Annotated in this window: 10 protein-coding genes; 9 read left to right on the forward strand and 1 reads right to left on the reverse strand. The window is 67.1% G+C overall.

The window, feature by feature from the left end:
- The first annotated feature begins 214 nt into the window (after nucleotides 1–214).
- The 3 genes from ABGA94_RS05345 to pncB all read left to right on the forward strand — a co-directional run bounded on the left by ABGA94_RS05345 (nucleotide 215) and on the right by pncB (nucleotide 3,189).
- Nucleotides 215–1,066: a glycosyltransferase family 2 protein gene (locus ABGA94_RS05345; protein ID WP_065196237.1), complete on the forward strand. Its 852-nt coding sequence runs from the start codon at nucleotides 215–217 to the stop codon at nucleotides 1,064–1,066.
- On the forward strand, nucleotides 1,063–1,902 hold the full coding sequence (locus ABGA94_RS05350; protein WP_095378082.1) for a glycosyltransferase family 2 protein: 840 nt from the start codon (nucleotides 1,063–1,065) through the stop codon (nucleotides 1,900–1,902). The genes ABGA94_RS05345 and ABGA94_RS05350 overlap by 4 nt, the downstream gene beginning before the upstream one ends.
- A 108-nt stretch (nucleotides 1,903–2,010) precedes the next feature.
- Nucleotides 2,011–3,189 (forward strand): nicotinate phosphoribosyltransferase, encoded by a 1,179-nt coding sequence (gene pncB, locus ABGA94_RS05355; RefSeq protein ID WP_375366597.1) that lies wholly within the window; start codon nucleotides 2,011–2,013, stop codon nucleotides 3,187–3,189.
- Nucleotides 3,190–3,199: 10 nt separating this feature from the next.
- Here the strand turns inward: pncB and ABGA94_RS05360 are convergent, their stop codons facing one another.
- On the reverse strand, nucleotides 3,200–3,565 hold the full coding sequence (locus ABGA94_RS05360) for a hypothetical protein (protein WP_049414538.1): 366 nt from the start codon (nucleotides 3,563–3,565) through the stop codon (nucleotides 3,200–3,202).
- 459 nt (nucleotides 3,566–4,024) lie between these two features.
- Between ABGA94_RS05360 and ABGA94_RS05365 the strand changes: the two genes are divergently transcribed.
- The 6 genes from ABGA94_RS05365 to ABGA94_RS05390 all read left to right on the forward strand — a co-directional run bounded on the left by ABGA94_RS05365 (nucleotide 4,025) and on the right by ABGA94_RS05390 (nucleotide 12,709).
- Nucleotides 4,025–4,564, forward strand: coding sequence for a fimbrial protein (locus ABGA94_RS05365; protein WP_005415238.1), 540 nt, complete (start codon nucleotides 4,025–4,027; stop codon nucleotides 4,562–4,564).
- A gap of 85 nt (nucleotides 4,565–4,649) precedes the next feature.
- Complete coding sequence (locus ABGA94_RS05370) at nucleotides 4,650–5,378, forward strand: molecular chaperone (protein ID WP_005415239.1); 729 nt, start codon at nucleotides 4,650–4,652, stop codon at nucleotides 5,376–5,378.
- 92 nt (nucleotides 5,379–5,470) lie between these two features.
- Complete coding sequence (locus tag ABGA94_RS05375; RefSeq protein WP_005415240.1) at nucleotides 5,471–8,035, forward strand: fimbria/pilus outer membrane usher protein; 2,565 nt, start codon at nucleotides 5,471–5,473, stop codon at nucleotides 8,033–8,035.
- Nucleotides 8,026–9,060: a fimbrial protein gene (locus ABGA94_RS05380; protein WP_053498090.1), complete on the forward strand. Its 1,035-nt coding sequence runs from the start codon at nucleotides 8,026–8,028 to the stop codon at nucleotides 9,058–9,060. Before ABGA94_RS05375 ends, ABGA94_RS05380 begins: the two co-directional genes overlap by 10 nt.
- 266 nt (nucleotides 9,061–9,326) lie before the next feature.
- Entirely contained in the window at nucleotides 9,327–10,511 is a 1,185-nt protein-coding gene (wecB, locus tag ABGA94_RS05385) for a non-hydrolyzing UDP-N-acetylglucosamine 2-epimerase (RefSeq protein WP_095378079.1), read from the forward strand.
- On the forward strand, nucleotides 10,508–12,709 hold the full coding sequence (locus tag ABGA94_RS05390) for a cellulose biosynthesis cyclic di-GMP-binding regulatory protein BcsB (RefSeq protein WP_111128418.1): 2,202 nt from the start codon (nucleotides 10,508–10,510) through the stop codon (nucleotides 12,707–12,709). The genes wecB and ABGA94_RS05390 overlap by 4 nt, the downstream gene beginning before the upstream one ends.

Genomic DNA, 12,709 nt, shown 5'->3' on the forward strand with positions numbered 1-12,709 from the left:
GCCTGCGCGACGAGTACGGCGTGAACACCGACAAGCTCAAGCGCGTGCCGCAGCATCCGGAACAGGTCGGCAAGCTGGGCTACGAAGTACCGAACGCGCGTTGACCGCACGTGGAATTGCCGGCCAGCGGCCGGCACTACCGCGGGTGCCGGGTGCAACCCGGCCGATACCCTCCCGGTGCTACGCTGTGGCCACCGACAACCACGGAGGCGGGATGGGGGCGATCGTGTTGTTGCCGCTGTGCGTGGACGATGCCGCGCTCGACCGCTGCCTGGCCGCACTGGATGCCGGCACCGCGCCGGGCACCGCGGTCTGGCTGGCCGATGACGCGCAGGCAGGGCCGCGTGCGCAGGCCGTGGTCGAGCACTGGTTGGCGCATACGCCGCTGCAGGCCGAGTACACCCGGCGCGCGCGCCCACTGGGCGAGGTTGCCCATCTGGACGAGATGCTGCGCGCCTGCGATGGCCTGGACGTGGCCGTGCTGGCGCCGGACAGCGTGCCGTCGCCCGGTTGGTTGCAGCAGTTGCAGGATGCATTCGCCCGCGATGCCGCCATTGCCACCGCGACCCCCTGGTGCAATGCCGGCGAGACCGCGGCGTGGCCACGGCTGGGCGAGATCAATCCCGAACCCCATGACCCGGCCTTGCTGGCGCATACCTGCGCTACATTGCCGACGCTGCACCCGGAGCTGCCATCGGCGGTCACCCACGCGGTGCTGGTACGTGGCAACGCGCGCCGCCGTGCCGGTGGCCTGGACGTGGACAGCTATGCCGGCTGGAATGCCGCGCTGGTCGACCTGAGCCTGCGCATGGCGGGCCTGGGGTGGCGCAACGTGTTGTGCGAGACCGCGTTCGTCGGCCGGGCAGGAGAGGCGGTCAGCCGCGATGGCGATCTGGAGGCCCTGGCCGCGCGCTGGCCGGCCTGGGTGCCGCGGCTGGCCGATTTCCTGATGCACGATCCACTGCACGGTCTGCGTGCCGACCTGCAGCAGCGCATGCGGCAGGCGATAATGCCGAAGGAACAGGGCGACCTGTTCGTCCCGCCCGCGCCGGAGCCTCCCGTTTGAATGCAGCCATTGCCGCCATCGTCGTCACCTACCAGAGTGGCAGCACCATCGATGCCTGCCTGTCGCGCCTGCGCCAGGCGCAGGACATCGCCGAGATCCGGGTGATCGACAATGGTTCGCTGGATGGCACGCTGGACATCGTGCAGCGGCACGCCAGCCATGACCCGCGCGTGCGCTTCGTCGGCAATCCGGACAATCCCGGCTTTGCCGCCGCCAACAACCAGGGCGTGACCGACTCGCACAGCCCCTGGCTGGCCTTCATCAACCCGGACCTGATGATTGAGCCGGACACCCTGACCGAACTGCGCAGCCGTGGTGAGGCGCTGGGCGATTGCCTGCTGGGCGTGGAGCAGGTGGACGAGCACGGCCACGCCGATGAAGCGGTGCGCCGTCGCGATCCGGATTTCCTGCTGATGCTGCGCTCGCCGGGCAAGGGTTCGAAGCTGGCGGTTCCGCGCGATCCGCACCAGGCCGTGCAGCCGGTGCCGGCGTTGTCCGGTGCGCTGCTGATGATGCCGCGTACCCTGTTCGAGCGCATCGGTGGCTGGGATGCGGGTTACCGCCTGCATGCCGAGGACCTGGACCTGTGCCGCCGCGCACGCGAGGCCGGCGCGGTGGTGGCGATCGCCAACGACCTGCAGGTTACCCATGTGCGCGGCGTCTCCAGCCGCTCGCGGCCATTCTTCGTGGAATGGCACAAGCACAAGGGCTTGTGGCGCTACTTCCAGAAGTTCGAGGCGAAGCAGCGGTCGCTGCCGGTACGCGTTGCGGTGTGGGCCGCGATCTGGGCGCATGCGCTGATGCTGGTGCCGAGGCTGCTGCGCAGGTCGCTGTAGCGCCGCAGGAGCATCCACGCATGGCGTGGATCTACCAATGCTGTTCCCCGTGAGCCGAGCGTGGCCGCAGGCACCCCGGTTCACCCTGCCGGGCGCATAATCCGCTCCATGCCTATCATCCAGTCCCTGCTCGACACCGACCTGTACAAGTTCACCATGATGCAGGCGGTGCTGCACCAGCACCCCGGCGCCCAGGTGCAGTACCGGTTCAAGTGCCGTACGCCCGGCATTGACCTGGCCCGCTACATCGACCAGATCGACGAAGAAATCGACCACCTGTGCAGCCTGCGCTTCAGCGACGCGGAGCTGGACTACATGCGTGGCCTGCGCTTCGTGAAGCCGGATTTCGCCGATTTCCTCGGCCTGTTCCACCTCGACCGCAAGTACATCCAGCTGCGCGCGTCGACGGCCGTGCCCGGCGAGATCGAACTGGACATTACCGGCCCGTGGCTGCACACCATCCTGTTTGAAGTGCCGCTGCTGGCGATCATCAACGAAGTCTGGTTCCGCAACACCACCACGGCCGACTTCGCCGAAGGCGAGCGCCGGCTGCAGGCCAAGGCCGCGCTGCTGCGCGATACCCCCGGCTTCGAACAATGCCGCATCGCCGACTATGGCAGCCGTCGCCGCTACTCGCGTGACTGGCATGCCCGGCTGCTGCCGCTGCTGCGTGACGGGCTCGGCCCGCAGCTGGTCGGCACCAGCAACGTCCACTTCGCGCGCCTGTACGGCATGACCCCGCACGGCACCATGGCCCACGAGTACCTGCAGGCGTTCCAGGCGCTCGGCCCGCGCCTGCGTGATTCGCAGGTGGCGGCACTGGAATCCTGGGCGCGCGAGTACCGCGGCGACCTCGGCATCGCGTTGTCCGATGTGGTCGGCCTGGACGCGTTCCTGCGCGACTTCGACATGTATTTCTGCAAGCTGTTCGACGGTGTGCGCCATGACTCAGGCGATCCGTTCGACTGGGGTGACCGCATGCTGGCGCACTTCCAGCAGCGCCGGGTTGATCCGCGCAGCAAGGTGCTGGTGTTCAGCGATGGGCTCGACATCGCCAAGGTCATGCGCCTGTACGACTACTTCCGCGGTCGCTGCCAGGTCGCGTTCGGTGTCGGCACCCACCTGACCAATGACCTGGGCCCGACACCGCTCAACATCGTCATCAAGATGGTCCGCTGCAACGGCCAGCCGGTGGCCAAGCTCAGCGATTCGCCGGGCAAGAGCATGTGCGACGACCCGGGTTACCTGGCCTACCTGCGCCAGGTCTTCGAGCTGCCGCCGGCGTAAATACGTCGGCTTACAGGTAGTCGACCACCACCAGGTAGGCGCCCTGCAGCGGCTGCTGCTTCGAAGCCTGCACGCTGTAACGCTCGGAGAAGGCGATATCGCCGGCGCGCATCGCGCTGGCCGACACCGACAGCTTCTGGCCCTGGCGCTTGCCATCGCGCAGCGTCGCGGCCTGGCCATCGGCCAGTGCCGTCACTTCCACCGTCGAGCCCTTGGCCGACGGCGGGCAGGCCGCCAGGCTCAGCTCACCCTGGGACAGGTTCGTCGTGCAGCCCGGCTCGGCGATGCGGCCGCTGAAACGGATGCTGCCGCTGCTGGCCTGGGCCAGCGCACTGACGGACATCAGGGCCACACACAGCAGAATGGAATTCCTCATGACACGTTCTCTGGTTCGGTGTGTCCTAGTTAGCGACAGGTTCGATCCGCCTTTAATAGGACAAATCCGAATCTGCTAGGGCCATCACCAAGAAAGAGTGATGCGCATCAAATAAGGTGATTTCCGCCTGAAAAATGCCTGTTTCCGCGCCTGCCGAACGCGCCTCTCAACGCGTCATCCACGGTTGTCCGCGACCTGGCGGCCCCGTCGTCAAAGCTTCCACGCGTCCCAGGTGCTGATTCCGCCTATCACGTCACATTTAGGGCGTCAATGAATTGGCGTTCAGAAAAATAATGAGACTTTCATCACAGTTGTGCATATACTTGCGTCACGGATTCAGGGGAAGGTATGTCCGAGTCCGGCCACAGGTGAGACGCAAGGATGGGTCTTGTTAGCCCGGCAGTGCTCCTTGCTTCCTCCTCTACTTCTCATCTCTTCAGTAGGGTTAGGTAAAAGCGAATGCACAAGATCAACCTCATTGCCGCTCTGATGCTGGCCGCCGCTCCGCTGGCCGCCAACGCCGCCGACGGCACCATCACCTTCAATGGCAAGGTGACCGACAAGACCTGCACCATCTCGACCCCGGGCGGCAAGGACTTCGCCGTGACCCTGCCGACCGTGTCGAAGAACACCCTGGCTACCGCCGGTGCCGTTGCGGGCCGTACCCCGTTCGCCATCAACCTGACCAAGTGCAGCGCCGGCAACGTCGCCACCTACTTCGAGCCGGGTTCGACCGTCGACTTCAACAGCGGCCGCCTGGTCAACCAGGCCTCGGCCAACGCTGCCACCAACGTGCAGCTGCAGCTGCTGGGCTCGAACAACCAGTTCCTGCCGATCAAGGCGGCTGGCGCTGGCCTGGCCCAGACCAACTCGCAGTGGGTCACCGTCGGCACCGACGGCTCGGCCGACCTGAACTACTACGCTGAGTACTACGCCACTGCCGCCGCCACCCCGGGCGACGTCACCAGCAGCGTCAAGTACACGATCATCTACAACTGATCGTAGCCGTACCCGCATTGGCCGGCGTACGCGCCGGCCAGTGCTCCGCGGCCCTTGGCCACACCCCTCGAGCGTAGTACTTCCGATGAAAGCACTCTTTCCCCGGGCGCTGCTGCTGGCAGCGTTCACGCTGCCCCTCTGCCAGAACGCACTGGCCGGCGTGGTGGTCAATGGCACGCGGGTGATCTACCCGGCACAGGCGCGCGAAGTCACCGTGCAGGTCGACAACGTGGGCGACTCGCCCGCACTGGTCCAGGCCTGGATCGACAGTGGCGACGCCAACCAGACCGCCGATACCAGTGATGCTCCGTTCGTGCTGACGCCGCCGATCGCGCGCGTCGAGCCGGGCCGCAGCCAGGCGCTGCGCCTGATCTTCTCCGGCGCACAGCTGCCGACCGATCGCGAGACGGTGTTCTGGCTCAATGTGCTGGACGTACCGCCGTCGCCGGACAACGCCGACAGTGGTGACCAGAATTACCTGCAGGTTGCGTTCCGTTCGCGCCTGAAGCTTTTCTACCGGCCGCAGGGCCTGAAGGGCGTCGCCAACGACGCACCGGCAGCGCTGCGCTGGACCCGCAATGGCGACCGCCTGCGGGTGGAAAACCCGAGCCCCTTCCACGTCACTCTGGCCGAAGTGCATGCCGTGACCGGCAGCAGCGAAAAGGCCGTCGAGGACAAGGGCGCGATGGTCGCGCCGAAGCAGAGCCTGGAGTTCGCCGCGCCGGCGGGCACCAACCAGGTGCGCTTCATCACCATCAACGATTACGGCGGCCGGGTCGAGCACACCGTCCGCCTCGACAGCACCGGGAGCTGAACGCGCCGCGCCGGCCATGGGCCTGCGCATCCCGCCACCGCCGCCGTGCGGCGAATTGAAGGAATGTCAGTGTGATCGGAAACAGATTGACATTGTCGATCCATCAGGCGCTTTGCCTGCTGGTTGTTGGCGCGGCCTGCCCAGGATGGGCGCTGGCTGCACCGGCCAATCTCGGCGAACAGGCGCTGATGGCGCAGAGTGGTGCGGCCAATGCGCGTGCACCGGAATCGGCCCAGTTCAATTCCAGCTTCCTGTCCGGCCAGGCCAAGCAGGTCGACCTGGCTGCCTTCAGCAACGGCAACCCGATGGTGGCCGGCAGTTACCGTGTCGATGTCTACGTCAACGGTGCCTGGCAGGGCCGTCGTGACCTGCAGTTCAAGGCCGATGCACAGGGCCGTGTCGACGCCTGCCTGCCGCTGCCGATGCTGGAAGAAATGGGCGTGGACAGCGAGGCCGTGCTGCTGCAGCAGGACCCGACGCTGCCGACCGACACGACCAGCTGCGTGCCGGTGCAGCAGCGCATGGCCAACGCCTACGGTGTCTACGACAGCGGCAACCTGCGCTACGACCTCAGCATCCCGCAGGTGTTCCTGCGCCGTGAGGCACGCGGCTACGTCAACCCGGCGCTGTGGGACCGCGGCATCAATGCCGGTTTCGTCGGCTACAGCTTCAATGCCATCGACAGCAACAGCCGTGTCGAAGGTGGCCAGCGCAACCGCAGTGCCTATCTCGGCCTCAATGCCGGCCTGAACCTGGGTGGCTGGCAGTTCCGCCACGACTCCAACCTGACCTGGTCCGAGGGTGACGGCCGCCATTGGCAGAGCATCGCCACCTACGCACAGCGCGGCATCCCGCAGGTGCGCGGCATGCTCACCATCGGTGAGGCCTATACCACCGGCGAGCTGTTCGACTCGATCGGCTACCGTGGTGCCAGCCTGGCCAGCGACGATCGCATGCTGCCCGATTCGCTGCGCGGTTACGCGCCGGTCGTGCGCGGCATCGCCGAGACCAACGCACGCATCGAAGTGCGCCAGAACCAGCAGCTGATCTACTCCTCCACCGTTTCGCCGGGCAACTTCGTCATCGATGACCTGTACCCGACCGGCTACGGCGGCGACCTGGAAGTGAGCGTGATCGAGGCCGATGGCCGCCGCCGCGAATTCAAGGTGCCGTTCGGCTCGGTGCCGCAGATGCTGCGCGAAGGCGTGTCGCGTTACTCGCTGACCGCCGGCCAGGTGCGCAACAAGCTGCTGGCCGACGAACCCTGGCTGGTGCAGGGCACCTACCAGCGCGGCATCGGCAACCAGCTGACCCTGTACGGCGGCAGCGCGCTGAGCGATGGCTACCTGTCGCTGCTGTACGGTGTCGGCCTGTCCACGCGGGTCGGTGCCTTCGCGGCAGACGTCACCCATGCACGCACCTCGTTCGACCACTACGGCAGCCACACCGGCGCCAGCGTGCGCTTGAGCTACAGCAACATGATCGGTGAGACCGGCACCAACCTGACCCTGGCCGCCTACCGTTACTCGACCGAAGGTTTCTACAGCCTGCAGGACGCGCTGTATGGCCGTGACTCGGACAAGCGCGGCATCGATCCGACCACCCGTGGTCGCCAGCGCAGCCAGTTCCAGGTGACCTTGAACCAGCCGCTGGGCCGTCGTGGCGGTGCGCTGTACGTGACCGGTTCGGTGCGTGACTTCTATGACCGCTCCGGCACCTCCAAGCAGTACCAGGTGGGCTACAACAACGCCTGGCGTTCGGTGAACTACGGCTTCTCGGCGCTGCGCACCGAAGAAGGCGTGCTCGGCCGTTCCGACACCCAGTACCTGCTGTCGATGAGCGTGCCGCTGGGCCGTGGTACCCACCCGGTGTCGTTCAGTGCCGATCTGGGCGTGCGCGACCGCGGTGGCTACGACAACAGCCGCGTCGGCATCACCGGTTCGGCCGGCGTCGACAACAACTTCAGCTACGGCGTGGCCCTGTCCGATTCCCGCGAGGGTGGCACCACGGCGGTCGGCAATGCCGAATACCGCAGCCGCTACTCCGCGTTGAATGCCACCTACAGCCACTCGCGTGATTTCCGCCAGGCCTCCGTCGGTGCCAACGGCAGCGTGGTGGTGCATCCGGGCGGCTTCACTTTCACCCCGCAGCGTGGCGACACCATGGTGCTGGTCGAGGCACCGGGCGCGCGCGATGCGATCGTCAGCAACGCCCCGGGCCTGCGCGTCGATGGCCGCGGCTACGCCGTGGTGCCGTACGTGTCGCCGTACCGCCTCAACACCGTCACCCTCGATCCGCAGGGCATGGCCCACGACGTCGAGCTGGAAAGCACCAGCCAGTCGATCGCACCGTTCGCCGGTGCCATCAGCTACCTGCGCTTCGATACCCGCAAGGGCAACGCGTTGCTGATCCAGGTACGCAACCCGGATGGCCGCAGCATGCCGTTCGGTGCACAGGTCAAGGATGAGCAGGGCCAGCCGGTCGGCATGGTCAGCCAGGGCGGCCGCCTGTACGTACGCAGTGAAAAGAACCAGGGCCGCCTGCTGGTGGAGTGGGGCGCCGGTGCCGACCAGCGCTGCACCATCGATTACCAGGTTCCGGCGGGCGCCGATGCGTCCAAGACCGGCTTCATTCCGCTGGAGGCAGCATGCCGATGATTTCTTCCCGTGGCCGCAAGGCGCTGACGGCCCTTGTACTGCTGGGTGGCGCACTGCTGGCACAGCAGGCCAGCGCGTCGTGCCGCATCCAGTCCAGCTGGTTCACCGCGCAGGACGTGACCATGGACATGGGCCAGATCGTGATCCTGCCCAGCACGCCGGTCGGTGGCGTGATCAAGGAGATCAGCGAACCGATCAACCAGCAGAACAGCGTGGCACGCTGCGACTGGTCCGGTGGCCGTTCCATCGGCGAGTACGTCAACGCCGCGCAGAAGCGTCCGGTGGCCGGCTTCTCGAACGTCTATGAAACCGATGTGGCGGGCGTGGGCATCCGCCTGTACCGCGACTCCGGCGCGATCCAGACCTACTATCCGCACACCATCAACTTCGCCAGCAACAGCACCATCTCGCTGGTCGGCGGCACCTTCCGCATCCAGCTGATCAAGACCGCTGCGCAGACCGGCTCGGGCGTGATCGCGCCGAACGGCCGCTTCACCACGTACTACTTCGACGGTGATGGCGCCGGCCGACCGGTGCTGACCTCCACCTTCAAGGGCTCGGGCACCACCGTGGTCAGCCCGACCTGCGAAGTGCAGGCCGGCAGCCGCAACATCGCCGTCGACTTCGGCAGCGTGCCCAACACCACCTTCACCGGTGTCGGTTCGCGCGCGGTCGATCGTGATTTCGAGATCCGCCTGAACTGCCAGGGCAGCAATGTTGCCGCCTACCAGAGCAAGATCGGCATCCGCCTCGATGCCGACCAGGACAGCTCGAACATGCCGGGTGTGCTGAAGCTCAGCGCAGCCAGCAACAGCGCCACCCGCATCGGCATCCAGATGGTCCAGCGCGTTGGCACCACCGAGCGCGAAGTGCGCTTCGGCCAGACCATCAACGTCGGCACCACCGCGCCGGGGACCAGCGTCATGGCGCTGCCGCTGCGCGCGCGCTATGTGCAGACCCAGGCCGGTACGGTGGGTGCGGGTGTCGCGAACGGCCAGGCCACCTTCACCATCCAGTACGAGTAAGGCCGCCCGGGCGCCTGTCCCTGCTGCGTTCCGCCGCAACGTCGCCCGTTCCACGGGCGGCGTTGACTGCGTCTTGATCTTTCAACGATGAAGATCAGTGCCACGACGCACGTACCATCAATCTAATGTGATGGACGTCGCGAATTTGGAGTTTCCTCATGAGGTGACCGTCTCCTGCCTGCGGGCATTGGGCGGGAACGCCGAAAGGATCCAGACGTGGCTACAGCTCCTGGCATTCTCCAGCACCGGCCTTCCGGAGCACCCCGGTGAAGGTCCTGTCGGTGTTCGGCACCCGACCGGAAGCGATCAAGATGGGGCCGCTGGTGCGCGCCCTGGCCGAGGCTGCGGACATCGAATCGGTGGTCTGCATCACCGGCCAGCACCGGGCGATGCTCGACCAGGTGATGTCGCTGTTCGAGATCACCGCCGACCATGACCTGGATGTCATGGTGCCCAACCAGACCCTCAATGGCCTGTGCTCCAGGCTGTTCGAGCGGCTTGACGCGCTCTACACGCAGGTCCGCCCGGATCGCGTGCTGGTGCACGGCGATACCACCACGGCGATGACCGCCGCCCTGGCCGCGTTCCACCACCGCATTCCGATCGGCCATGTCGAGGCCGGCCTGCGCACCGGCGACATCAACCGGCCATGGCCGGAGGAGATGAACCGGCGGGTGATCGACGTGGTCGGTCATCAGCTGTATGCACCCACTCCCGGCTCGCGCGCCAACCTGGCCCGTGAGCATCTGGGCGGTCAGATCCTGGTCACCGGCAACACCGTCATCGATGCCCTGCAGCAGACCGTGCAGCGCCTGGATGCCGATCCGGCACTGCGTGCCCAGGCTGACGAACCCTTCCACATGCTCGACCCCGGGCGCCGCCTGCTGCTGGTCACCGGCCATCGCCGCGAGAGCTTCGGCCAGGGCTTCGAGGACATCTGCCGTGCGCTGGCCGAACTGGCCCAGCGGCCGGACCTGCAGGTGCTGTACCCGGTGCACCTCAATCCGAACGTGCAGGCACCGGTCAACGCACACCTGGGCAACCTCGACAACGTGCACCTGGTGCCGCCGCAGGACTACCTGCGCTTCGTGCGCCTGATGCAGCGCGCCGACGTCATCCTCACTGACTCCGGTGGCGTGCAGGAAGAAGCGCCGGCATTGGCCAAGCCGGTGCTGGTGATGCGCGACGTCACCGAGCGCCCGGAGGCGGTCGAGGCCGGTGTGGTGACGCTGGTCGGGACCACGCCCTCGCGCATCGTCGAGGGGGTCAATGCGGCCCTGGCACAGCCACCGCAGCCGACCCGTTTCGACCCCGATGGCAGTCCCTATGGCGACGGCCGCGCCAGCGCCCGCATCGTCGCCGCCTTGCGTGGCGCCCCGCTTCCCGAATTCTCGCCCGGTCTCCGCAGCGGCGGTGCCGCCTACCACCCTCTCCATGAAGTGACGCCATGAGCCACACCGGCCGCTGTCCCCTGTTTGTTTCCGCCGCCGCGTTCGTCCTGTCGTGCGCGGTTGGCAGTGCCCACGCCGCCGACAGCGTCGCCGGCCAGTTCGCAGAATGGAGCGGCGACAGCACGGTGAGCCGGCAGATGACCCTGCGCGAACTCGGCTTCCGCCAACCGCTGGTACTCAGTGGGCAGGAGAGCCAGCGCGAGGTCTACCTGCCGGTGCCGGCCGGTGTTGCCACCCGCGATGCGCAGCTGCAGCTCGATGGGCGCTATGTGCGTGGCCACGCCGGGCGCACTTCAGGCCTGTGGTCGGTGGATGGCGATCCGGTCGCCGCGCGTTCGATCACCGATGCCCAGGGCGATGCCAGCCAGCTGCTGGCCATCGATGGCGAACCCCGCCAGAACGGCTTCGTGCGGGTCGGTGTCGGCTGGTGGTCGATCGTGTCCGACTATCAATGTGCCGACCAGAGCGCGCCGGCCAATGTGCTGCGGTTGTCACCGGATTCGCGCTTCAGCTACCGCTTCGATGGGCGTGCCGTGGATAACGTCGCCAAGGCCTGGGGCGCGCTGCCACCGCGGGTGCGCCTGCTGGTGGAGGGCAAGGCGCTGCAGGCGCCAACCTATGATGCCGCCTGGCGCATTGGTACCGCGTTGCAGGCCGGCGGCAAGCAGGTGCAGGTGGTGGCGCTGCCCAAGGTCGGCGACAGCGTCGACCTGGCTGGCATCAGCGTCCCGGCCAGCCTGCAGGGCGTGCCGGCCTATGCAGCGCTGGCTACGGGCGAACGCGTGCACGCGATCAAGGATCTGGCCGAAGTGGGGGCGCTGCTGTCGTTGCGTGACAGCGGGCCGCTTGCCGCCGATGTGATGATCGGCAGCGAGGCATTGCGCGCCGGCGTACGCGCGGCGCTGGATGCGCTGGCCGCACAGGTCGGCGCGGCGGGCACCGATGCGGGCGCAGCGTTTGCTGCGTGGCGCGGTACTGACATGAGCGGCCTGGAGAAGCCCGCCGCCAACGCTTCGGTCAGCGTGGTGGCCGTTGCGGGCCGTCCGACGCTGGTGGTCGACCCGGCGGCAGCGGGCAAGGTGGCCGGACTGTTCGCCGAACAGTGGCGCAGCTATGCGCTGGGCCGCAGCCTGCAGGTCAGCGCAGCAGGAACGCCCAAACTGGACGGTGACCAGGTACTGCTGAGCCGGCTCGGAAACATCGCCGGAACCATGGATGTGGTGACCCGCGCCGACCGCAGCGCCAGCTTCGATCTGGGCACGCTGTCGGCCGATGGCCGCCTGCCCGAGCAAGTGGTGATCGATGTCTCGGCGGCCCCCAATGCGGCGGGTCAGGGCGCGGTGGCCACGATCTACCTCAACGACTACCTGCTGGGCGGCAAGGTGCTGTCGGCCAACGGCCAACCGCAACGGCTGGTGGCCAAGGTACCGGCCTACGCGCTGTCGGCGCGCAACGAGATCCGTGTCAGCTTCCTGCGCCAACCGGCACGCCCCTACTGCCACGATCCGGCGACCGGCTATCCAGTCTCGATCCTGCCCAGCAGCCACCTGACCCTGGCCAAGCGCTCGCTGGGCAGTGATTTCGTCGGTGCCAGCAGCCAGCTGTCACGCGGCAACCAGGTGTTCGTGCCCGGCGCCTGGCTGCAGGATGCACCGGCCTCGCTGGGCAAGGTCATCGCGGTGGCCAGTGCAGTGGGCGCCTCGCCGGAGGCGTCGGAACTGAAGGTGGTCGACGCCGGTGCCGCGGTCAGCCCGGGCGCGCCATGGCTGGCCTTCGGCGTTGCACCGGCCGGTGTCGATGTGGCCGGCCAGAAGGACGGCCACCTGCGCGTCGGTGGCACGTCGCAACCGCTGCTGGATGTCAGCGGCCTGGATCACGCCGCGGTGGTGCAGGTGGGTTCGTCCGGAGGCCAGCTGGGCGTTCTTTACAGCGACCTCGGCGCACAGGCACCGTCGTTCAGCGCACCGTTCCGGTTGCTGCGCGGCGATCTGGCCGTGCTTGACGGCACTGATGTCGTGCGCGAATTCGACCGCCAGGATCCCTATGGCACGCGCCTCGCGCACGATGGCAATCCGCAATCGAAGTGGGAACGGCACATGGTCTGGTTGCTGCTGCTGGTCGGTGTGATCGTATTCGCGCTGCTGGCCGCCCGCGTCACCCAGGTGCGCCGCCGCAAGTCCGCCAACGCAGGACATTGA

The sequence above is a fragment of the Stenotrophomonas sp. 3diitr2024 genome, from assembly GCF_042136455.1.
GTDB classification, from domain to species: Bacteria; Pseudomonadota; Gammaproteobacteria; order Xanthomonadales; family Xanthomonadaceae; genus Stenotrophomonas; species Stenotrophomonas sepilia.